We start from the raw sequence: 21,947 nt of genomic DNA on the forward strand, positions 1-21,947 counted from the left end.
AATTGCAAATGGAAAATCAAATTAAACAGGTCTTAGAAGAGCAGAAAGCTTACTATAGCAAAGGGACTACAAGAGATTTAAAAGCGAGAAAAAATATTCTAAGAAAATTAAAATCTGAGATAGAAACTCGTGAGAAAGACATTTGCAATGCTTTGTATTCAGATTTTAAAAAATCAGAATTTGAATCATTATTAAGTGAGACACAATATATTTTAGGAGAACTCAAGGATGCCATAAAAAAGATCTATTCTTGGGCAAAGCCAAAAGCGGTGTCACCTTCGCTAATCAACTTCCCCTCCTCTGCTAAAATCATTAAAGAACCTTATGGAACAGTATTAATTATTGCTCCTTGGAACTATCCGTTTCAATTAGCCATATCCCCTTTAATTGGAGCCATTGCAGCGGGAAATACAGCAGTGATTAAGCCTTCGGAGTTAACCCCAAATACGGCTAATATAATTTCAGAAATTATCAGTGCAGTATTTCCTGAAAACTATGTAAATGTTATTCAAGGTGACAAAGATGTTTCTACAGCACTGCTTAAAGAACGATGGGATTATATATTTTTTACTGGGAGTCCGCAAGTGGGAAAAATTGTTTACCAAGCTGCAGCTAATAACCTTACTCCTGTAACCTTGGAATTAGGAGGAAAAAACCCATGTATTATTGATGAAACAGCTAAGTTACAACAAGCAGCACGAAGAATTGTTTGGGGTAAGTTTTTAAATGGTGGACAAACCTGTATCGCTCCAGATTATATTCTGGTAGCTTCCGAAGTTAAAGATAAGTTGATAGCCTTTTTAAAGGAAGAAATAATCGCTGCATATTCTGATAACCCGAAGAATTCTCCTGATTACCCTAGAATTGTAAACCAACGTAATTTTGACAGACTAGCCGATTTAATCGACTATGAAAAAGTCACTTTTGGAGGTCAAATTGATCGAACTGATTGCTATATTTCTCCAACTTTAATAACGGAACCTAGTTTAGATAGTGATGTTATGAAAGAGGAGATTTTTGGACCATTGCTACCGATTATCAGTTATAATACTGAAGAAGAAATTAGTGATGTTATTTCCAAATATGAGAAGCCCCTTTCTTTATATGTATTTTCGAGTCGCAAGAACTTTTCTAATAAAGTAATGAACCAATTCTCTTATGGAGGAGGTGCTATAAACGATACTATTGTGCATTTTGTAAACAAGAGACTCCCATTTGGTGGTGTTGGACAAAGTGGTATTGGAGCCTATCATGGAAATCTAACTTTCGATGTTTTCTCACATCATAAGTCGGTTGTAAGAAGAGGAACATGGTTGGATATCCCATTGAAATATGCCCCTTATGAAGGGAAATTAAACCTTGTCAAAAAACTAAAAAATTTCATTTAAAAACAAAAAAGACTGCATTTAAACAGTCTTTTTCAAATTCATTTATAATATAAAAACTATTTAGCTCCCCATTCTGCTATAGAATCTTGGTTAAGCTTTACATAGTCCTTATTACCAGCTTTTTCAGCAGCAGCCAAAGACTTTTTCGCAGTCTCAATAGCTCCTTTAGTATCTCCCTGTTTAGCTTGAATAAGTGATTTCTGTCTTAACATCCAAAAAGGAGCTTCTTTTTGTTCAGAAATAGCTTTATCCATCCATTCTTGAGCTTGATCTAAATCCTGACCTTCTTGTAAATAGTAAACAGCTGCAGCATAATAATCGCCAGATTGCGGTCCATTCATTACCTTTTTAATACTTGCTGTTGCTTTCTCTTTAGTTGGAACTTCAAAAGGAACTCCCACATATGTATTTTCCCAAACGATTCCTAGAGAAGCACCATTATTAGTTAAGTTATCTACATCGATAGTAAAAGTTTCAACTTCAAAAGGTAATTCATAAGGTGTAGCTGTAACTTTGGCTACTACTTTACTGTCATCCCATTTTTCAGGATTTCCCCAGTTATTAGTATCATTATAAAAGTATACATCCCAACTATTTTTGTTAGGCTTAGAAAAAAGCGCATAACTCCCTTTTTTAACATCCTTTCCTCCTATTTTCACATCATCGCTAAAAGTAACTATTGTATTCTGATTAGCTCCAGTTCTCCAGATTTCACCAAAAGGCACTAATTCTCCAAAAATAGCTCTACCTCTCATAGATGGTCTTGAATAGGCTATTGTAACATCTGTTAAACCAACTTTCTGCTCCAATTTTGAAGTTGGACTTGGCTGCGGCGTTGTTACCTGTGCGTTTAAAGTATAAGACCCTAAAACAGCACAAATTAGTAAGATTAATTTTTTCATTGTTTGTTTTTAATTAGTTTTTTATCACACGAATTTACGTATTAAGTAAAGTTGAAATGTTAACAAAATCTTAAATAATAGAGTCAATATTGTTTAATGAAAATCAATAAATAATAAACAAAATTATACTACTTTTGTATGGAAAACTATTCAGATGGAAAATAATATTAATATTTTTTGGTTCCGTAGAGATCTTAGATTAGACGATAATGTGGGCTTTTTGGAAGCTTTAAAAGCTGAAAATCCAGTAATGCCAATCTTCATATTCGACAAAAAAATACTTGAAGATCTCCCAAAAAATGATGCTCGAGTAAGTTTTATTTTTAAAACTCTACAAAATATGAGAGATGAACTACAAGATAAGCACGATAGTTCTTTAGCACTATTCTACGGGGAACCTAAAGAAATATTTAAGGAACTTTCATCTACATATAATATCAATAAAGTTTTTACAAACCGTGATTATGAGCCATACGCTAAAAAAAGAGATGAAGAAATAAGGGAATTGTTAGCTAGTAAAAAAATAGAATTTGAAACTTATAAAGACCAAGTATTTTTTGAAAAGGATGAAGTAGTAAAAGACGACGGAGACCCTTATGTTGTATATACTCCTTACATGAAAAAATGGAAAAAACACTTCAGTAAAAATAATTTAAACGTTCATTATACGAGTCAGCATTTAAACAATTTAGTTAAGAATACACGCTTACCACAGGTTAGTTTATCTGAAATAGGTTTTACAAAATCTACAATTGAAGTAAAAGACTACGATGTTACTCCTACACTGATTGATAACTACAAGGAGAACAGAGATTTTCCTGCTGAAAATGGAACTTCTAACATAAGTGTACACTTAAGATTTGGGACAGTAGGTATCAGAAAAATATTAAAAAAAGCGCTAGAAGCTAAAGAGCAAACTTTTTGGAATGAACTGATTTGGAGAGAGTTTTTTATGCAGATTCTATGGCACTTCCCTAAAACAGTTAATAATGCTTTTAGAGAGAAATATGATCGAATAGAATGGAGAAATAATGAAGCTGAATTCAAGAAGTGGTGTGAAGGGAAAACTGGCTATCCATTAGTGGATGCTGGAATGCGAGAATTGAATACCACTGGATACATGCATAATAGAGTTAGAATGGTTGTTGCTAGTTTTCTGTGCAAACATTTGCTAATCGATTGGCGATGGGGAGAAGCTTATTTCGCAGAAAAGCTCTTAGATTACGAACTTTCTAGTAATGTTGGTAATTGGCAATGGGCCGCAGGAAGTGGCGTTGATGCTGCTCCTTATTTTAGAATTTTTAATCCTACCACTCAAATTAAAAAGTTCGATAAAGATTTAAAATATATTAATACATGGGTGACAGATTTAAATGAACTTACATATCCGGATCCTATTGTGGACCATAAAGAAGCGAGAGAACGCTGCTTAAAAGTATACAAAGAAGCAGTGAGTTAATAACTACACAACGAAACAGAAATTAATTATCAAGTGAATATTCAGACTTTAATTTAAAGTTTAAGCATAAAAAAACCCTCCAAATTGGAGGGTTTAATTTTTAAATGAATTGAAAATTATTATTTCCCTTCCATTTTATCTTTCAATGCTTGAAGCTCTGCATTAGCATCACCAAGAGTTGTTTTCTCTGCTTGGTTACTACGTTTTGTAGCAGCTTTTACATTTTTCTCTTCTTCTTCTTTGAAGATAGCTGTATGAGAAGCAACTACTCTTTTGAATTCTTTATTGAACTCAATGATTTTGAAATCAGCAGTATCTCCTTTTTTCAACTTCTTACCATCCTCTTTCTCTAAATGACGAGAAGGAACGAAAGCAACGATATCTTCATTGAAATCGATAGTAGCACCTTTATCTACAATCTCTCCGATTTCCGCATTGTGAATAGTACCTTCAGCAAATTCTGTTTCGTACTTATCCCATGGGTTTTCAGTAGTTTGTTTGTGACCAAGGCTTAGTTTACGTCCATCAACATCTAGTTCAAGAACTTCAACTTCTAACTTATCACCAACATTTACAAATTCAGATGGGTGTTTGATTTTCTTAGTCCAAGAAAGATCAGAGATATAAATCAATCCGTCAATTCCTTCTTCTAACTCAACAAAAACTCCAAAGTTTGTAAAGTTACGAACGATTCCTGTGTGCTTAGAACCTACAGGATATTTAGTTGTAATATCTGTCCATGGATCTGGCGTTAATTGCTTGATACCAAGAGACATTTTACGATCTTCACGATCTAAAGTAAGCACTACTGCTTGTACTTCATCTCCAACTTTCACGAAATCTTGAGCCGAACGTAAGTGTGTAGACCAAGACATTTCAGAAACGTGGATAAGACCTTCAACACCGTCAGCTACTTCGATAAACGCACCGTAATCTGCAATAACAACTACTTTACCTTTAACTTGATCACCAACTTTTACTTCATCACCTAAAGCTTCCCATGGGTGTTTCTGTAATTGTTTAAGACCTAATTGAATTCTAGACTTGTTATCATCAAAGTCTAAGATTACAACATTTAATTTCTGATCTAATTCAACAACCTCATTTGGATGGTTGATACGAGACCAAGAAAGATCTGTAATATGGATAAGACCATCTACGCCACCAAGATCGATGAATACCCCGTAAGATGTAATATTCTTAACGGTTCCTTCAAGAACTTGACCTTTTTCAAGCTGCCCGATGATTTCTTTTTTCTGTTCTTCGATATCTGCCTCGATTAGAGCTTTGTGAGATACAACAACGTTTTTGAACTCATGGTTAATTTTAACCACTTTGAATTCCATTGTTTTACCAACATAAGCATCGTAATCACGAATTGGCTTCACATCAATTTGAGATCCAGGTAAGAACGCTTCGATTCCGAATACGTCTACAATCATACCACCTTTAGTTCTGCACTTAACAAAACCATTAACGATTTCAGCTTTATCGTGAGCTGCATTAACTCTATCCCAAGCCTTGATAGTTCTAGCCTTACGGTGAGATAATATTAATTGTCCAGTTTTATCTTCGCGAACGTCGATTAAAACTTCAACCTTGTCTCCTACTTTTAAGTTTGGATTGTAACGAAACTCATTTAAAGAAATAACTCCTTCAGACTTCGCATTGATATCAATAATCGCTTCTCTGTCTGTTAAGTGAACTACAGTTCCTTCAACAACCTCTTCATCAGCGGTGTCTACGAAGTTTTCTGCAACTAAGTTTTCGAATTCTTGTAATTTAGAATCTTCAACTTGGTCAATACCTTCTTGGTAATTGTGCCAGTTAAAGTTTTTAAGAAACTCTTCCTGAGAAACTGTTTCTTTTACTTCTTGTGTAGCTTCTGCAGATTTAGTTTCTGCAACTTGCTCTTTTTGTGTTTCTTTAGATTCAGCCATGTTTGCTGATTAAGATTTGTATTCTGTATTAAATCAAGAGATTAGCAAAATTTAAACACAGAAGATGTTTATATATAAATTATTTAAAAACCCTTTTTTTCTCTTTGGTTTGCTAAAAAGGAGTGCAAATTTACAACTTAATTTTTGATATTCAAATAATTAGGAAGACAAAAATCAATCTTTATCATCTTAAGACTGTGTATTGATTGGTTTTTTATACAATACATGAAAAAACAATATGAATACGGTATAGGTCATTCCTAGCACTGCTACTCCTTTCCAATGGAACATTTCCCATATCTGAGCTCCAGTTATGGTGCCAAGTGCTCCACCAATAAAGTAGATTACCATATATATTGTATTGATCCGATTTCCTGCTTCAGGGCTACCAGATAAAATGATACTTTGATTCGTAATGTGCAATGATTGTAGTCCCATATCAAGTAAAATAACGCCAATTACCAAACCTATAATAGATGCCGTAGAAAAGTAAAATACCAACCATGCGAATATCATAATTATAATAGCAATAAGGATTACTTTATTCTTATTCATTCGGTCGCTCAATTTCCCCATTACATTCGCTGCTAAAGCTCCACAGATACCCAAGGCGCCAAAAGCTCCAGCTACGCCACTACCATAATTAAACACATCTTCTAATAAAAAAACAAGAGTGGTCCAAAAAGCACTAAATCCAGCAAAACCTAAAGCTCCACGTAAAGAAGCTAAACGTAAAGTGCTATCAGATTTAAAATAAAACCAAATAGATTTCATCAACTCCTTATAAGTTCCTTTAAATTCTGAAGTAATAGCAGGGAGCTTAAAATAAATCAAAATACCATATAGTGATACTGCTACAGCTGCTATATAATACATAGCACGCCAACCAAAATATTCTCCAACAAAGCCACTAATAAAGCGACTCCCAAGTATCCCAATTAATAAACCACTCATAACAATTCCTATCGCTTTTCCTCGCTCATTAGGATTAGCTAGCTGCGCAGCCATAGGAACAAAAAATTGAGGAATAACTGAAGAAAAACCAATCATAAAACTGGCTATTATCAGAATTATTAGCGAAGATGAAGTGGCAGCAATAATCAATGAAACTATGATCAGTAGAAAATCTACTAACATTAGTTTCTTTCTGTTGAATTTATCTCCTAACGGAATTAGAAATAGTAATCCAAAAGCATATCCAACTTGAGTAAATAGAGGAATATTACTTACTTCGGATTCTGAAACCTGAAAACTTTTAGCTATTAAACCTAATAAAGGTTGATTGTAATAATTATTTGCAACGATGAGCCCGGCTCCAAAGGCCATCAAATAGAGCAAAGATTTAGGTAATTTCTGATTTTGATCCATAAACATTCCTTGCCAGATATCAAGAAGAACCTAGACTACTGCTTCTCTATAATACGAAGAGAGAAATTATAAACACGTTCAAATTGCTCTTCCAATCCCATATCACTATTATCAAACTCAATAGCATCATCTGCTTTTAAAAGCGGAGAATCTTCTCGTGTAGAATCTATATGATCTCGCTCTTGAACATTTTTTAAAACATCTTTAAAGCTCACATCTTCTCCTCTATCAACAAGCTCTTTATAACGTCTATGAGCTCTAGTTTCAGCAGAAGCTGTCATAAATAATTTTAATTCAGCATCAGGAAAAACAACAGTTCCAATATCTCTTCCATCCATTACAACTCCTTTTTCTGCTCCCATTTTCTTTTGCTGTTCTACCAACTTTTTACGGACTTCAGAAACTGCAGCTACAATACTCACAACATTAGAAATTCTTAACGTGCGTATTTCTTTTTCAACATTCTCACCATTAAGATACATATCTGCATTACCTGTAGCTTCATTAAGCTTAAAATTTAAGGTAATATTTGAGAGATTTACTAGCAATCCAGTTAGATCTTTCCCCTTTTCATCAATATAACCATTATTAAGCGCGTATAATGCTACCGCACGATACATTGCTCCTGTATCTACATACACATAGTTCAACTTTTTAGCTAATTGTTTTGCTATTGTACTTTTACCTGTGGATGAAAATCCGTCTATGGCAATGGTTATCTTTTTCATCTGTTGAGCTTTATTATTTTGAAAACTCCATTGGATAGTAAATGGATACTACCCAATGGAGTTGTCTTAATACCTATTATAATTCTTTGGCATTTTTAACTTTCTGATTCGTGATTGCAAGATCAATAACTTCACTCATTTCATTTACATAATGAAAGGTAAGTCCTTTTAAATACTCTTCTTTGATCTCTAAAATGTCACGTTTATTCTCATTACACAAAATTAACTCTTTAATACGAGCTCTTTTTGCTGCAAGGATTTTTTCTTTGATTCCACCTACTGGCAACACTTTACCTCTAAGTGTTATCTCTCCAGTCATTGCAATGCTCTTCTTAACTTTTTTCTGAGTAAATAACGAAACTAAAGAAGTTAACATCGTCACCCCAGCACTAGGTCCGTCTTTTGGAGTTGCCCCTTCCGGAACATGGATATGTACATTGTATTTGCTAAAAACTTCTGGATCTATTCCTAAACTTTCTGCATTCGATTTAATGTATTCCATGGCAAGGGTAGCCGATTCTTTCATTACTTTTCCTAAATTCCCAGTAATAGAAAGCGTTCCTTTACCTTTAGAAAGTATAGATTCTATAAAGAGAATATCACCACCAACACTTGTCCAAGCTAGTCCTGTAACAACTCCTGCAACATCATTATTCTCATATTTATCTCTTTCTAAACGAGCAGCACCTAATACTTTCTCTACATCTTCAACACTTACTTTAACATCATACTCCTCTTCCATCGCAATAGATTTAGCAGCATAACGTACCATCTTAGCGATCTGCTTTTCTAAACCTCTAACTCCAGATTCTCTAGTATATCCTTCAACTATTTTTTCAAGCTCTTTCTTCCCTACTTTAAGGTCTGTTTTAGTAAGTCCATGCTCTTCCAATTGTTTAGGAAGTAAATGACGTTTACCAATCTCAACCTTTTCTTCGATAGTATAACCAGTAACATTAATGATCTCCATACGATCTCTTAATGCTGGCTGAATCCCTCCAAGATTATTTGCAGTAGCAATAAACATAACCTTAGATAGATCGTATCCCATTTCCAAGAAATTATCATAAAATTCCTTGTTCTGCTCTGGATCTAAAACTTCTAACATTGCAGAAGAAGGATCACCATTATGACTTGAAGAAAGTTTATCTATTTCATCTAAAATAAATACAGGATTTGAAGTCCCTGCCTTTTTTAGGGATTGAATAATCCTTCCTGGCATTGCTCCAATATACGTTTTTCTATGTCCTCTTATTTCTGCTTCATCTCTCAATCCTCCTAAAGAAATACGCACATATTCTCTCCCCAAGGCCTCTGCTATAGATCTCCCTAATGATGTTTTACCAACTCCTGGAGGTCCGTAAAGACATAATATTGGAGATTTCATATCGTTTCTTAACTTTAATACAGCTAAGTATTCTATGATACGTTTTTTAACGTCTTCTAATCCGTAATGATCTTTTTCTAGTATTTTTTCAGCTCTTTTTAAGTCGAATTTATCCTTAGAGAATTTATTCCAAGGAAGATCTAAAAATAAATCTAAATAATTACGCTGAATAGAATATTCTGCTACCTGCGGATTCATGCGCTGTAACTTTGCTAGCTCCTTATCGAAATGCTCTTTTACTTTTGCGTCCCATTTCTTTTTCTTAGCTCTAACACGCATTTGCTCCACTTCTTCTTCATAAGATCCCCCTCCTAATTCTTCTTGGATGGTTTTCATTTGTTGCTGAAGAAAATACTCACGTTGTTGCTGATCTAAATCAGAACGTACTTTTGACTGAATATCGTTTCTTAAATTTAATTTCTGAAACTCAACATTCATAAATTTTAAAGTCGCAAGCGCTCTTTCATGTAAGTTTTTATTTTCAAGGAGCTTTTGCTTATCACTTACCTCCAAATTCATATTTGAAGAAATAAAGTTGATCAAAAACGAATCGCTTTCAATATTTTTTATAGCAAATGAAGCTTCTGAAGGGATATTTGGACTTTCCTTAATAATTTGCAATGCTAGTTCTTTTATAGAATCTATTATTGTTGCAAACTCCTTATTATCAGCTTCAGGCTTTTCCTCTGGCAACCCTGTTATTTTAGCTGTAAAATAAGGTTCCGTACTTGTAACCTCCTCTATTTCAAAACGCTTTTTCCCTTGAATTATAACAGTAGTATTCCCATCAGGCATTTTTAAAACACGTAGTATTCTAGCTACTGTTCCTGTAGTATTAAGATCTCCAATTTCTGGATCTTCAACATTTTCGTCCTTTTGAGAAACAACTCCTATAACTTTACTACCATTAGAAGCGTCTTTTATTAGCTTTATAGATTTATCTCTTCCAGCTGTAATTGGGATTACAACCCCTGGAAAAAGTACGGTATTCCTTAATGGTAAAATAGGTAGTGTTTCAGGTAGCGTCTCATTGTTTATCTCTTCTTCATCTTCTGGAGTCATCAATGGGATTAACTCAGCATCATCATCAATATTTTGCAATGACAAACTGTCCATATTTATAAATTTGTTTTTACTCATAGTTCTTTATAAGTCATTCTGTCATTCAGAATGAGTTCGATTCTTGTTTTCAGTAGTATCTCATTGCCTTAAAACTCTGCGAGTTCGTGTTCAAACTAAAGCCGAGATCGTTTATTTCACTCTGTATAGTCAATTCTCGTGCCATAATTAAAAGTCAAAAATAGAATATCTTACTACAAAAGAGTCATACTATTACTACTTTTATGTTTAATTAGTATCTTACTAACCTCAATGTTTATTTAAAATTATGAAAAGCATCTTACTAAGTTTTTTTATCTGTTTTACTTTTTTCTATGGTTCTTCACAAGATTTAGAAAAGTATCTTATCAATCCGCCTCAAGAAATAACAATTAGTGATACTTGTGCTGCGTATTCTGATAGTAACTCTCATTATATATCAAAAATAGTAACTCTCTTGGAGCATCAAGATTTTACTGGAAATCTAAAGCTATTCCCTAAAGTAGGAGCTCCAAAGTTAGATTTAGATTTTACAATTGATTCTCTTAATATAAAGCCTCAAGGATATACTCTAAAAATTAAACCAGGTGTTATCTCTATTACTGGACAGAATACCGCAGGTCTTTATTACGGAAAACAAACACTTTTACAACTTCTCTCTTATTCAACTACAGAAAAGAAGGCGCTTCCTTGTCTAGAAATAAACGATTGGCCAAATTTTGTTCGTCGTGGTGTTATGCTTGATGTAAGTCGCGATAAAGTTCCAACTATGGAAACTTTGTATCAGTTAATCGACAAACTTGCTTTTTGGAAGCAAAATGAACTCCAATTATATATAGAACATACTTTTGCGTATAAAGATCATAAGGAAGTATGGAAAGATGCTAGCCCTCTTACTGCTGAAGAAATCCAGCTCTTAGATGCATATTGTAAAGAAAGACACATAGACCTAGTTCCTAACCAGAACTCTTTTGGGCATATGGAGAACTGGTTGAAGCATGATGAATACTTAGACCTTGCAGAGTGTCCAACCGACTGTAAAACTATATGGGGAAATAGAAATCGTACAAGTTTAAATCCTACAGATCCTGCCTCCTTAGAGCTAATGAAAAGCCTCTATGAAGAATTACTCCCTAATTTTTCTAGTGAATATTTTAATATTGGTGGAGACGAAACCGTAGAATTATGCGAAGGTAGATCAAAAGAAGAATGCGAGAAAATTGGCAAAGGACAAGTGTATTTAAACTACTTAAAAAAGCTAAATACGGAAGTTAATAAACAAGGGTTTAAAGCTCAGTTTTGGGGAGATATAATATTAAATCATCCTGAGTTAATAAAAGACATTCCAAAAAACATGACCGCTGTTGTTTGGGGTTACGATGACGTTTACCCTTTTGATAAAAACCTTCCCAAATTTAAAGAAGCGGGCCTAGATTTTTACGTTTGCCCAGGGACTTCTACATGGCGATCTGAAATTGGAAGAAATACCAATGCCTTTATAAATCTAAAGAATGCCGCTGTAGAAGGTTATAAAAACGAGGCTAAAGGATTTTTAAATACTAATTGGGGGGATTTTGGACACTTTCAGCCACTTTCTGTAACCTACGCTCCATTATTGCTTGGAGCTTCGTATTCTTGGAATTATAAAGAAGAGGCTACAAAGAACCTTGAGTTCCAATTAAACCATTATGTGTTTAAAGATCAAACTGGAAATACTGGTAAAGCAATACTTATGCTTGGAGACGCTTATTTAAAGGCTGATATTCCAAATGGAAATGCTAATGCATTTCACTTAATGTTGAGAAGGTTTAAATGGACCATGAAAGGTCACTTCCAAACAAAACACTTAACAGTAAAAGGATTGCAAGCAGCAGAAAAAGAAGTTAATAATGCGTTAGCTATTTTAGCTAAAGGAAAACCTAGCTCAAAAGATGCTGAAATTGTATTAAAAGAAACCAAACAAGCAGCAGCTTTAGCATTACATGGAGCGCATTTAGGAGAAGCTCGATTAAAAGCTAAAGATTATGCTACCAAAAATATTCCAACGATAGAAAAAGACAGTTTAGCCGCTGAATTAGCTCCTATTATTGAAAATCAAGAAACAACTTGGTTGTTAAGAAATAGAGAAGGTGGACTTAAAGATTCTAAAAATAAACTAAAAGAATTATTGGAGTATTATAAAGAATAATGGTTGCAAGACACTCCTTTTAAACGTGAATAAATACACGTAAAATATATTTGATTTAAAATAAGTATATAGTTATTTCTTTAATTATCTATATACTTATTTTTTATTCCATAGAGTACAATTCCAATTCGGCTTTTAACTTCGAGCTTTTCAAAAAGACTCTCACGATATCCATCTATAGTTTTCGGAGACAGACACATTTCAGCAGCTATTTCTTTATAAGTCATTTCTGTACAGGCAAGTTTTAAAAACTGAATCTCCCTGTCTTTTAACTTTATACCGTTCTCCTTACTTTCCTTTTTATCAATCCGATCTAAAAGTTTGTTTGTTATTTTATCAGAATAATAAAAACCTTTAAGAATTACATCATTTAAAGCACTTTCAAATACATCTGGATGAATATCTTTTAAAAGATACCCCTTAGCACCCAAACGAAGCATTTGAATAATCGTTTCTTCTCGATCATCCATCGAAAGCGCTATAACTTTTTGGAGTGGATAATTTTCCTTTAGCCATTCCATAGTTTCAACTCCATTCATTATTGGCATGTTAATATCTAAAAGAACGATATCTGGCTTTGAACTATTCTTTAGAGCTTCAATAAACTCTTTTCCATTTTTTGCATGAAAAGAAACCTTATAATTATCTAAAGATCCTACCAAGGATGTAAGAGATTTAGCAAACAAAAGATGATCATCTACAATAGCAATGGAATACTTTTTCATTATAGTCTTAGTTCGTTGGATACACCAAAGTTACTGAAACTCCTTCATTTTTTTGAGTTTGAATAGAAAAATTTGCACCAATAAGCGCTGCTCGCATCTTCATATTTAACAATCCTGTCCCCTCTTTTTCTTCATCAATATCAAAACCTACTCCATTATCTTTTACAACTACTGATAATTCATTTGATGTATAGGATAATTTAATAGTTAATAATGTAGCTTTTGAATATTTAACTACATTAGAAAAACACTCTTGGAAAATTCTAAAAATAATAATCTCATCCTTCTTATTAACAGCATAGGGATCTCCTTCAACTTCATATTCAACTTCAAGAAAATTAAGCCTTTTAAACCTATTTATTTCTCTTTCCAAAGATTCTTGTAACCCTATTTTCGAAATAAAATTAGTGTTTAAGGAATGAGAAAGTTGCCTAATCTCATTTACTCCTTGTCCTAAAACATTCGAAGCTTCATCAAAAGATTTTTGCTTTTCTTCAGGTAAACCGCTTTGCAACATATTTAATTGCATTTTTGCAACCGTAAGCAACTGACCTATATTATCGTGTAATTCCCAACTTATATTTTTAAATGTTTGTTCTTGAATTTCTGTTTGTGCTTTTGCCAGTTCGTGCTCAAACTTCCGACGCTCTTCTACTTTCTCTAAGAGAAGTTGAGTTTTTCTTCGTTGGTAAACTAAAAAAAAGGCAACTACAAATATTACGAGAATAACTATAAGTGCACTTACATATATAATTAGACTTACAATCTCTTTTTCATTTTCCATATATATTATAAACACTAAGGTTTGTTGTTTGGGGATTTATAGTTTACTGTTTTTATCAAATACTATTATTATAAACATTGCAAATTTAATATATCACATAAATGCTAAAAGGGTACTTTTACCCTTTTTGAGTTCATCTTTTATGAAACGATTGTTCTATTTTTTCTCGATATGTATGAACAATGAATCCAATAATAAAAAAAGAATAAAGAAAATAATTAGAGATATTTAGTATGATATGGAACCATTCATAAAAAAGATCTGATGAAAACATCATGTCAGAAAAAATACTGATTGGAACAATTAATAAATTAAATATCAATGCACCAATCGAAATCCAAAACGGTAGGGTTAAATAAAATTTAGATAATTCGTCATTATAAATTATATCTATAAAATAAAGAAAAATAGCTATCGTTAAAAATATAGCTCCCACAATACGTAACGTTATTAAATACTGACTGCTATATTCATTAAAATTATAAACCACATCCCCTACAGCAACAATAATGAATGCTAACACTAATAATTTTACTATGTTTTTAAACTTTTCAAGTTTTAAAATCCTCCAGTAAAAAGCCAAATAGAATAAATAATGAAGTATAAAGTAGGTATTATACAACCAATCGTTAACGACTACATATTTCTCTTTAAAAATGCTTGTTAACCATATTATAAACTCCGACGAAGGATTAAAATAATGTAACACAGGAATAAGACCAATAGTCTCAATTATGACTACTCCCCATAAATAAAACAAAAAATATCTACACGGTGTGTGTAGATATTTTTTATAAGTTAAAGTGGCAACAATTGCCGCAATAATCTCTAAGTGATAAAAATAATCTGTCAGTAAAAAATCCAGCATTTAGTAATTTCTTGGGGGGATTCTACTGTGTCCAGAATTGTAAGGATCAATATCTTCAATAGTATCATCGTCGTCATCACTCACTGCAGATTTAAGAACCATATTCTCTTTGGTTCCCGTTGGAGCTATAAACATAGTTACATCTCCTTTCTCTTCATCATCTTCATATTTCCCCATAAAAAATCGGAGTCCAAGATCTTTGTACCCTTTTTCTTTAGCTTCACTTTTTACATAAGCAATATAATCCTCTAGCTCTTCTAAAGACCAGCTGAAGTCTCTACAGATATCTTTCTTGAATTCCTTTTTTAAAGCCTTTTCAATTACTTTAACGTACCTGTCTTGAAGTTTTTTTGCCTTTTTTGAAGTGATACACTTTTTAGGTTTTTTTTCCATCATTAATAGTTTTGTTATTGGTTTAAAGTGGAGAGTTTATAACTCTCTTTGACTAAAATATATATTTTAATTTTTATTAAATATATATTTAGGATTTATTCGATTAAAGTTTAGGTTTCTCTGTAATCAGAATATGTAATCTCCATTTTTATAATCATAATATTTGAAAATACATTACAACAGATGTTCGTAAACAAAGTAAATATGCTTGAGCACAGAAAACATATAATATTACAGATTATAATAAACTAATATATCAGGATTTTCCCCCTTTTTATCAATGTGTATATTCTATATCTTGCAAATAAAAATCCAGGCTATGAAAAGGGAGACTTCTTATTTAGACATTCACAACAAAATAAAGTTAAAAACAAGTTATTCTCTTGAGAGGATTTTAAATTTAATTGAGGAAGAAGATATCTCTGCTTCAGAAGAACTATATAGCTTTTTAAAAGACATAGAAGATGTTTTAAGAAAAAACAAAATAGCAGATTATACACATATTGCAGCACATAGAATAGAAGTTTTAGGATTTAACACCGCTATAGATCAAAGAATTCCATTAAAGAAATATCAATTAGAACGTGCTTCCGCTTTAATTCCAACAATTACAGAAACACTATCAAATGCTTTAAAACCTATTGAAGAAAGAATCAATACCTCTCGTATTATTATCAAGGAACTAATTTTAAAAGCATATGAAGAAGAAATAATCAATTATGAAGAAAATACAAATCATGCCGATCATATTAATAAGATATGGCATTCTTTATTGAACCATAAGATTTTAAATAAAAAAGCCAATGAAATATCGCTTTCTTTAAACAAACTCGATATTTTAACTCTTCTTTCAGAAGAAATAAATACTAATAAAATGATATCATAACAGTTACTCTTTCAAAGAAAAGATAACCTCTTCCCCTGTTCTTTTTTGAGCCAATAACGCTATTGCGTTATCTGTTAATTGTAATACTCTTGGATACCCGCCTGTAGTTTGTGCATCTTTCATTAAAATAATTAGTTTCCCTGCTGGCGTAAACTGTACTGTTCCTGGAGTGGTTGCGGAAGTTAATATAGAGTAATTATGAGGATAAAGTTGCTGTTTTAATTGGTATGCCATTCTACTATTCTCTTTAGCAATATTAAAAATTCCGTTTAATACCTGCTGCTCCTGCTCTTCCGTTAACAAATGAAACTCTGGCCCTTTGTATACTTCTAATTTTTTAGAATCGAAATTATGATTCATTCCTGGTAAATCATCCTTAATATCCTGTTTACTACTTTCATCAACTTCAATTTTTTTTCCTTGTAAAAGATGAGAATACGTTGTTAATGAAATATACCAAGATTTACTCCCCAAAATAGTCTCCGTATTAAATCCTCCTTGGACAGCTAAATAACATCTAAATCCAGTTTTAAGTTCACCAAAACTTAAAATATCACCAGGCTGTATTTCATAAACCTCATCATTATAAATCTCAGCACCATTTATTTTTGGAGAGATAATAGCTCCACTAATAGCAATAACTGTTGCTCTACTAAAAACTAATTCAGGTCCCGTCATTGTAATTTCTAAGACAGCATCATTTTCATCGTTCCCTAATAATTTATTCGCAAATTTTGCAGAAATAGAATCCATGACTCCACTTATTGGAACCCCTTTATCTCGATATCCAAATCTCCCTAAATCTTGTACCGAAGAATAAAACCCAGGTTTATTTACTTGTATCATCTAATTCGTATGTTTTTAAATGAAATATATTAGCATCTACCTGAATTGTTATTAATTCATGTTCCGCTTTATCTATAGAATAAAACTTTATTTTATCGCCAACACTCACACCACAAGGATTTTCATTTGCAGCATTAAAAATTTTGACCGGAGAATTTCCTATAATATTCCAACCACCAGGAGAAACTTGAGGATAAACACCAGTTTGCTCTCCTCCAATTCCTACAGAACCCTGAGGAATTTGTAAGCGCGGGGTATCTCTCCTTGGATGATGTAAAGCCCTATTTAACCCTCCTAAATACATAAACCCTGGCAAAAAACCAATACAATAAATAGTATACAATGGCGCTACATGTAAGTCTATAATCTTTTCGATACTCATTTTTTTGGACAGAGAGTAATCTTCCATATCAATTCCAAATTCTGTGTCGTAACAAACAGGAATATGCCATAATTTTCGCTGAATTTTAGCTTGGGTATAATTCTGCTTATAAATCTCTTTTAACTTTTTGACCAGAGATTCATGATCAATTTCTTTACTAGAAATTATAGTTAGAGAATTATATGCTGGAATAAGTTCATAGGCATCTAAATTTTCTAAAATGAGCTTCTTAAACTTTATAATATCATTTAAAATGGATTCATTAACCATTCTAGGCCATTCAATTAATAAGGCCTTATTTCCGAATCTCCGATACTCTAATTTAAACTTATCCAATGTTAGCGGTTTGAAAATTTTTATAAAGAAACTCTACTATTTCTATAGCATTTTCTGTATCCGAATGTACACAAAATGTAGCAGCCTCCATCGGTATTGCTTTATTATTTATACTTATTACAGCTTCTTCATTTTTAATATGCATGATCTGTTCCAAAACCTGATTCTTATCTGTAATCAATGAATTCGGCAGTTTTCTACTTACTAAAGATAAATCGTCATTATAAGCTCTGTCTGCAAAAGCTTCATAATATATTGTAAACCCTTCTTCTAAAGCCTTTTTTGCAACAACACTCCCAAAGGGAACATAAATAGCTGCTCTATTTTTATAATCCGCTATTGCTGATAAAAAAACAATTGCTAATTTATCATCTTTTGCTATGTCATTATAAAGAGCGCCATGTGGTTTTATATGGTGTAATGTAGCATCATATTCAGATAAAACCTCATCAAAGAGCTTCATCTGTTTTTGTATGGTATTTATTAGGTCTTCATTAGAAATAGGCATAGAAACTCTTCCAAAATTCTCAACATCAGGGTAAGAAGGGTGAGCACCAATAGCGACATCATTTTTTAAAGCTATTTGAATTGCTTCCGCTATCGTATTACGATTTCCAGCATGACCGCCGCAAGCAATATTACAAGATTGTATGTAAGGCATTATGGATGCTTCGTTTGAAGTACCCTCCCCTAAGTCGCAATTTATATTAACTTCTATCATTATAAACCTTAAATCTAGGTAAACAGTTAGTATTTAAAAGTCATTATAATAAATATACTATAAGTTTTCTGAATTACTAAATATAATCTGAAATTAGGGTGTTAAGAAAATGGCGATGAGGAATTATATATTAATAATAAGCTCAATGAAAAGTCAATAGAAGGATGACTAAAGCCTATTTACAATTATTGGTTGTAAATATTATTCAATAAAAAATTCCTGTACTTATTTTAAAGTTTCCATAGTGTAGAAACCATAAAATAAATACAGGAATCATTAAAATAGTTATACCGATTCTGGATAATATTTTTTTCTAAGCCAGAAAGCTACTTTCACTAGAAGAATAAGTGCTGGAACCTCAACTAAAGGACCAATAACCCCTGTAAATGCTTGTCCAGAATTAAGTCCAAAAACAGCAATAGCTACAGCAATTGCAAGTTCAAAATTATTTCCGGCTGCTGTAAAAGCAATTGCAACATTCGTTTCGTAAGGAGTTCCCTTTGCTTTACTAACAAAGAAACCTATAAAGAACATTACTGTAAAGTATATCAATAATGGAATAGCTATAATAATAACGTCCATTGGGATTTCTACGATAAGCTCTCCTTTTAAAGAGAACATTATAACAATCGTAAACAAAAGTGAAATCAATGTAATTGGAGAAATAAATGGTAAAAACTTATTTGTATACCAATCTTCTCCTTTTACTTTTACTAAAATATATCTACTTAAAAATCCTAATAAAAAAGGAATTCCTAAATATATCGCTACACTTTCTGCAATTGTTTCTATTGGAATATCTACAATAGCGCCTTCAAACCCAAAATATGGAGGGAGTATCGTTATAAAAAACCACGCATAGAAGCTATAACCAAATACTTGGAAAATACTATTAAGAGCTACTAATCCAGCCCCATATTCATTACTTCCTTCTGCAAGATCATTCCATACTAATACCATTGCAATACATCTTGCAAGTCCTATTAATATTAATCCTACCATATATTCTGGATAATCCTGTAAAAATATAATCGCTAAAAAAAACATTAAAAAAGGACCAATAATCCAATTTAAGACTAATGAAATCGATAAGACTTTTACGTTTTTAAAAACTTTTGGAAGCAATGCATAATCTACTTTTGCTAATGGAGGATACATCATTAAAATTAACCCAATAGCGATGGGTATATTTGTAGTACCACTATTAAATGAATTAATATATTCTGGAATATCAGTAAAAAAATACCCTAAAGAAACACCTATTCCCATTGCTAGGAATATCCAAAGCGTTAGGTACCTGTCTAAAAAATTTAATTTCTTTTTATCCTTCATTACTTATTTATATTAAAAAAGACATAATACATTTCTTCAGCTATTTGCAAGCTTCTTTCTTGATACTTTTCTTTTTGCTCTGGAGTACCATCAAATGCTTTTGGATCTTCATAAGTTATTGGAATTCTTTTTTCAGCTCCTGCAATAAACGGACAACCGCTGTCTGCTTGAGAACAAGTCATAATAGCAGCAAATCCACTTTCAGGATTAAATACATCATCATACTTCTTTGAAAAAGCAATGATAGGATGATTATTAGCACTGTATTTAATTGTATACACAGGATTATCTCCTTCTGAAATAGGATTCACTTTAAAACCGCTAGATTTTAGGGTCTCTGCTACCATTGGAAACATAGCTGTCTGCTCTGTCCCGCCCGAATAACAATATATATTCTTTAAATCGAAATAACTAGCCATCGCTTGTGCCCATACTTGAGACAAGTGACTTCTTCTTGAATTATGAGTACAAATAAAATTAATATTAACCTGCTTACTATCAGCGTATTTGTCGTTAATAAAGTTTACTAAAGAATTTAGTGTCTCTTTACGCTCAATAGGAACATTATTACCACTAAAAGAAGCGATTACGTCTTGAATATCTTGATACATAGCATATTTAATTTAGCAACATCCAGAACCAGGTACGCAAGAATTTCCTGCATCGGCATTTAGAGATGATAATTCAACTTTTTTCTTTTCAGGAATACCACAAGCATCTTTAGCCAAACAATCTGTTTGCTTCGTTGTCAAAAGAAAAGCATCTCCCGCTACAGAAAGTCCATACTTGCTGATAGTTTCTCCTTGGTATTCTACTTCAATCTCATGATCTTCAAGATTTAACTTTTCTTCTGAAAGCTCTATAATGTTAACTAACTTTTCAGGGTGTAAACGATGATCATAATCATTTTCTTCCCATAGTTGAAAATTAATTACTTCTTTTGTTCTTAAAGTTCCTCCACAGTCAATAAACTTTTTAGTTATTGCCCCTACTTCCGTAACGTGGAAATGACTTGGTACTAAACTTCCGTTAGGTAACTGAAAAGCAATTTCTTTTCTTCCTTTTAATTCTGATTTAAATTCTGATAATTTCATTATTATTTATTTAAATGTGATTTTCTTTATTTTCATTCAACGTTAGTAGCATAGCTCTATATTGCTTCCTAGCAGCAATCATCTATAGAGAAAGGCTTCTTATTAATAAAAACTCCTAAAGTGCCAGATACACGTTGCCAATTATCTTTATCAATACAATAACAAACGCTAGTACCTTCTATGGTTCCTTTAATAATCCCCATATTTTTAAGCTCTTTTAGATGCTGAGATATTGTAGGTTGTGCTAACCCAATTTCACTTACCAAATCTCCACAGATACACGCCTCTGTTTTAAAAAGGTATTGTAAAATAGCTATTCGAGCAGGATGCCCTAATACTTTGGCAATACTTGCAATTTCATTTTGCTCTTCCGTAAAAATTTCTGCCTTTGTTAATCCCATATCAATTTGTTTATTGCAATATTACAATTAATATGATTATCTAACGTTAAATTAATGTTATTACTGACTTATATATTTATAAAATAATTTTGAAAATAAGTTTATATAGCTACTGTTCAGTAGTTTGGTCTACTAGCTCTAAACGCTTAACAATTGTTTTCTTTAAAAGGAGTGTTCCTGGAGATAAAACTGCATTAGCACCAATCTTACATCCGTCTCCTACTAAAGAACCAAATTTGGTAACTCCTGTTGCTATTAGTTGTCCGTTATAAGAAACAAAAATCGATTTATCGTCCCTTTCGTTATAATGATTGGCAGCAATGGATCCAGCTTCAAAATTTACACTGTTTCCAATAATAGTATTTCCTATATAATTTAAATGTGCTATAGCAGAAGATTTTCCTATATAACTGCTTTTAATCTCACAATTAGCTCCAATATGAGCATTGTCTGCAATAAAAAAACCTTCTCTTAAATATGAATTCGCTCCTACAAAACTATTTGCTCCTATAAAGCCTGGAGATTTAAGTACTGCACCATTCTCTATAATTGCCGTTTTATGAATCGCTATATTGTTTGTAATCTGGAAATCGTCATTTAACGACTTAATATATTTTAGAATGTTCTCTTTTATTAGTGAAGTGAAATTCCATGGAGATTCTATTTCGCTATCAGAAAAAGGAAATTCAGCAATAAAATTATTAATTGAAAGTTGTTCCAA

General features: G+C 32.4%; 21 protein-coding genes. 4 read left to right on the forward strand and 17 right to left on the reverse strand.

Going from position 1 to position 21,947, the window contains the following annotated elements; all coding sequences use genetic code 11:
- The first annotated feature begins 8 nt into the window (after nucleotides 1–8).
- Nucleotides 9–1,388 carry an aldehyde dehydrogenase gene (locus ACN0TY_RS06990; RefSeq protein ID WP_417443912.1) on the forward strand — a complete coding sequence of 460 codons (1,380 nt, stop codon included), beginning with the start codon at nucleotides 9–11 and terminating at the stop codon, nucleotides 1,386–1,388.
- 56 nt (nucleotides 1,389–1,444) lie between these two features.
- On the opposite strand, the gene ACN0TY_RS06995 is transcribed toward ACN0TY_RS06990, so the two are convergent.
- Complete coding sequence (locus ACN0TY_RS06995; protein WP_417443913.1) at nucleotides 1,445–2,290, reverse strand: DUF2911 domain-containing protein; 846 nt, start codon at nucleotides 2,288–2,290, stop codon at nucleotides 1,445–1,447.
- Nucleotides 2,291–2,444: 154 nt separating this feature from the next.
- On the opposite strand from ACN0TY_RS06995, the gene ACN0TY_RS07000 reads away from it, so the two are divergent.
- Nucleotides 2,445–3,749 carry a cryptochrome/photolyase family protein gene (locus tag ACN0TY_RS07000; protein ID WP_417443914.1) on the forward strand — a complete coding sequence of 435 codons (1,305 nt, stop codon included), beginning with the start codon at nucleotides 2,445–2,447 and terminating at the stop codon, nucleotides 3,747–3,749.
- Nucleotides 3,750–3,868: 119 nt separating this feature from the next.
- Here ACN0TY_RS07000 and rpsA read toward each other — a convergent pair whose 3' ends face one another.
- The 4 genes from rpsA to lon form a co-directional block, all read right to left on the reverse strand.
- Nucleotides 3,869–5,689: a 30S ribosomal protein S1 gene (rpsA, locus tag ACN0TY_RS07005; RefSeq protein WP_236958200.1), complete on the reverse strand. Its 1,821-nt coding sequence runs from the start codon at nucleotides 5,687–5,689 to the stop codon at nucleotides 3,869–3,871.
- A 189-nt stretch (nucleotides 5,690–5,878) separates the two neighbouring features.
- On the reverse strand, nucleotides 5,879–7,057 hold the full coding sequence (locus ACN0TY_RS07010) for an MFS transporter (RefSeq protein ID WP_417443915.1): 1,179 nt from the start codon (nucleotides 7,055–7,057) through the stop codon (nucleotides 5,879–5,881).
- Nucleotides 7,058–7,092: 35 nt separating this feature from the next.
- Nucleotides 7,093–7,785, reverse strand: a complete 693-nt coding sequence (cmk, locus tag ACN0TY_RS07015) for a (d)CMP kinase (protein ID WP_417443916.1) — start codon at nucleotides 7,783–7,785, stop codon at nucleotides 7,093–7,095.
- A 76-nt stretch (nucleotides 7,786–7,861) separates the two neighbouring features.
- Nucleotides 7,862–10,312, reverse strand: a complete 2,451-nt coding sequence (gene lon / locus ACN0TY_RS07020) for an endopeptidase La (RefSeq protein ID WP_236958197.1) — start codon at nucleotides 10,310–10,312, stop codon at nucleotides 7,862–7,864.
- Between the two features lie 247 nt (nucleotides 10,313–10,559).
- Between lon and ACN0TY_RS07025 the strand changes: the two genes are divergently transcribed.
- The gene (locus tag ACN0TY_RS07025) at nucleotides 10,560–12,458 is read left to right on the forward strand and encodes a beta-N-acetylhexosaminidase (protein ID WP_417443917.1); all 1,899 of its coding nucleotides are present in this window, start codon (nucleotides 10,560–10,562) and stop codon (nucleotides 12,456–12,458) included.
- A gap of 80 nt (nucleotides 12,459–12,538) precedes the next feature.
- Here the strand turns inward: ACN0TY_RS07025 and ACN0TY_RS07030 are convergent, their stop codons facing one another.
- The 4 genes from ACN0TY_RS07030 to ACN0TY_RS07045 all read right to left on the reverse strand — a co-directional run bounded on the left by ACN0TY_RS07030 (nucleotide 12,539) and on the right by ACN0TY_RS07045 (nucleotide 15,231).
- Complete coding sequence (locus ACN0TY_RS07030) at nucleotides 12,539–13,183, reverse strand: response regulator (protein ID WP_417443918.1); 645 nt, start codon at nucleotides 13,181–13,183, stop codon at nucleotides 12,539–12,541.
- Nucleotides 13,184–13,190: 7 nt separating this feature from the next.
- Nucleotides 13,191–13,967, reverse strand: a complete 777-nt coding sequence (locus ACN0TY_RS07035) for a sensor histidine kinase (RefSeq protein WP_417443919.1) — start codon at nucleotides 13,965–13,967, stop codon at nucleotides 13,191–13,193.
- Between the two features lie 133 nt (nucleotides 13,968–14,100).
- Nucleotides 14,101–14,835, reverse strand: coding sequence for a hypothetical protein (locus ACN0TY_RS07040; RefSeq protein WP_417443920.1), 735 nt, complete (start codon nucleotides 14,833–14,835; stop codon nucleotides 14,101–14,103).
- Nucleotides 14,836–15,231, reverse strand: coding sequence for a hypothetical protein (locus ACN0TY_RS07045; protein WP_236958192.1), 396 nt, complete (start codon nucleotides 15,229–15,231; stop codon nucleotides 14,836–14,838).
- 316 nt (nucleotides 15,232–15,547) lie between these two features.
- Here ACN0TY_RS07045 and ACN0TY_RS07050 point away from each other — a divergent pair, with 316 nt between their 5' ends.
- Nucleotides 15,548–16,114 (forward strand): hypothetical protein, encoded by a 567-nt coding sequence (locus tag ACN0TY_RS07050; protein WP_236958191.1) that lies wholly within the window; start codon nucleotides 15,548–15,550, stop codon nucleotides 16,112–16,114.
- A 3-nt stretch (nucleotides 16,115–16,117) separates the two neighbouring features.
- Here the strand turns inward: ACN0TY_RS07050 and ACN0TY_RS07055 are convergent, their stop codons facing one another.
- The 8 genes from ACN0TY_RS07055 to ACN0TY_RS07090 form a co-directional block, all read right to left on the reverse strand.
- A complete protein-coding gene (locus ACN0TY_RS07055) occupies nucleotides 16,118–16,960 on the reverse strand; it encodes a biotin-dependent carboxyltransferase family protein (RefSeq protein WP_417443921.1) in 843 nt (280 codons plus the stop codon).
- Nucleotides 16,944–17,678: a 5-oxoprolinase subunit PxpB gene (pxpB, locus tag ACN0TY_RS07060; protein ID WP_417443922.1), complete on the reverse strand. Its 735-nt coding sequence runs from the start codon at nucleotides 17,676–17,678 to the stop codon at nucleotides 16,944–16,946. Before pxpB ends, ACN0TY_RS07055 begins: the two co-directional genes overlap by 17 nt.
- The gene (gene pxpA, locus ACN0TY_RS07065) at nucleotides 17,671–18,399 is read right to left on the reverse strand and encodes a 5-oxoprolinase subunit PxpA (RefSeq protein ID WP_417443923.1); all 729 of its coding nucleotides are present in this window, start codon (nucleotides 18,397–18,399) and stop codon (nucleotides 17,671–17,673) included. The genes pxpB and pxpA overlap by 8 nt, the downstream gene beginning before the upstream one ends.
- 285 nt (nucleotides 18,400–18,684) lie before the next feature.
- Nucleotides 18,685–19,731 carry an ACR3 family arsenite efflux transporter gene (gene arsB / locus ACN0TY_RS07070; protein ID WP_417443924.1) on the reverse strand — a complete coding sequence of 349 codons (1,047 nt, stop codon included), beginning with the start codon at nucleotides 19,729–19,731 and terminating at the stop codon, nucleotides 18,685–18,687.
- Entirely contained in the window at nucleotides 19,731–20,342 is a 612-nt protein-coding gene (locus ACN0TY_RS07075; RefSeq protein WP_417443925.1) for a low molecular weight phosphatase family protein, read from the reverse strand. The genes arsB and ACN0TY_RS07075 overlap by 1 nt, the downstream gene beginning before the upstream one ends.
- A 12-nt stretch (nucleotides 20,343–20,354) precedes the next feature.
- Nucleotides 20,355–20,825: a DUF6428 family protein gene (locus ACN0TY_RS07080; RefSeq protein ID WP_417443926.1), complete on the reverse strand. Its 471-nt coding sequence runs from the start codon at nucleotides 20,823–20,825 to the stop codon at nucleotides 20,355–20,357.
- Nucleotides 20,826–20,893: 68 nt separating this feature from the next.
- A complete protein-coding gene (locus tag ACN0TY_RS07085; protein WP_417443927.1) occupies nucleotides 20,894–21,226 on the reverse strand; it encodes an ArsR/SmtB family transcription factor in 333 nt (110 codons plus the stop codon).
- Between the two features lie 109 nt (nucleotides 21,227–21,335).
- The gene (locus ACN0TY_RS07090) at nucleotides 21,336–21,947 is read right to left on the reverse strand and encodes a DapH/DapD/GlmU-related protein (RefSeq protein WP_417443928.1); all 612 of its coding nucleotides are present in this window, start codon (nucleotides 21,945–21,947) and stop codon (nucleotides 21,336–21,338) included.

Origin of the sequence: Joostella sp. (assembly GCF_048266025.1) — a bacterium.
Classification (GTDB): Bacteria; Bacteroidota; Bacteroidia; order Flavobacteriales; family Flavobacteriaceae; genus Galbibacter; species Galbibacter atrarenae.

Excerpts from the sequence above, each read along its gene's own strand:
- ACN0TY_RS06995 (WP_417443913.1), bottom strand. The coding sequence starts at position 2,290 with ATGAAAAAATTAATCTTACTAATTTGTGCTGTTTTAGGGTCTTATACT.
- ACN0TY_RS07035 (WP_417443919.1), bottom strand. The coding sequence starts at position 13,967 with ATGGAAAATGAAAAAGAGATTGTAAGTCTAATTATATATGTAAGTGCA.
- ACN0TY_RS07000 (WP_417443914.1), top strand. The coding sequence starts at position 2,445 with ATGGAAAATAATATTAATATTTTTTGGTTCCGTAGAGATCTTAGATTA.
- pxpA (WP_417443923.1), bottom strand. The coding sequence starts at position 18,399 with ATGATAGAAGTTAATATAAATTGCGACTTAGGGGAGGGTACTTCAAAC.
- ACN0TY_RS07080 (WP_417443926.1), bottom strand. The coding sequence starts at position 20,825 with ATGAAATTATCAGAATTTAAATCAGAATTAAAAGGAAGAAAAGAAATT.
- ACN0TY_RS07055 (WP_417443921.1), bottom strand. The coding sequence starts at position 16,960 with ATGATACAAGTAAATAAACCTGGGTTTTATTCTTCGGTACAAGATTTA.
- ACN0TY_RS07030 (WP_417443918.1), bottom strand. The coding sequence starts at position 13,183 with ATGAAAAAGTATTCCATTGCTATTGTAGATGATCATCTTTTGTTTGCT.
- ACN0TY_RS07010 (WP_417443915.1), bottom strand. The coding sequence starts at position 7,057 with ATGGATCAAAATCAGAAATTACCTAAATCTTTGCTCTATTTGATGGCC.
- ACN0TY_RS06990 (WP_417443912.1), top strand. The coding sequence starts at position 9 with ATGGAAAATCAAATTAAACAGGTCTTAGAAGAGCAGAAAGCTTACTAT.
- ACN0TY_RS07085 (WP_417443927.1), bottom strand. The coding sequence starts at position 21,226 with ATGGGATTAACAAAGGCAGAAATTTTTACGGAAGAGCAAAATGAAATT.
- ACN0TY_RS07025 (WP_417443917.1), top strand. The coding sequence starts at position 10,560 with ATGAAAAGCATCTTACTAAGTTTTTTTATCTGTTTTACTTTTTTCTAT.
- rpsA (WP_236958200.1), bottom strand. The coding sequence starts at position 5,689 with ATGGCTGAATCTAAAGAAACACAAAAAGAGCAAGTTGCAGAAACTAAA.
- ACN0TY_RS07050 (WP_236958191.1), top strand. The coding sequence starts at position 15,548 with ATGAAAAGGGAGACTTCTTATTTAGACATTCACAACAAAATAAAGTTA.
- lon (WP_236958197.1), bottom strand. The coding sequence starts at position 10,312 with ATGAGTAAAAACAAATTTATAAATATGGACAGTTTGTCATTGCAAAAT.
- ACN0TY_RS07075 (WP_417443925.1), bottom strand. The coding sequence starts at position 20,342 with ATGTATCAAGATATTCAAGACGTAATCGCTTCTTTTAGTGGTAATAAT.
- ACN0TY_RS07040 (WP_417443920.1), bottom strand. The coding sequence starts at position 14,835 with ATGCTGGATTTTTTACTGACAGATTATTTTTATCACTTAGAGATTATT.
- cmk (WP_417443916.1), bottom strand. The coding sequence starts at position 7,785 with ATGAAAAAGATAACCATTGCCATAGACGGATTTTCATCCACAGGTAAA.
- arsB (WP_417443924.1), bottom strand. The coding sequence starts at position 19,731 with ATGAAGGATAAAAAGAAATTAAATTTTTTAGACAGGTACCTAACGCTT.
- ACN0TY_RS07045 (WP_236958192.1), bottom strand. The coding sequence starts at position 15,231 with ATGATGGAAAAAAAACCTAAAAAGTGTATCACTTCAAAAAAGGCAAAA.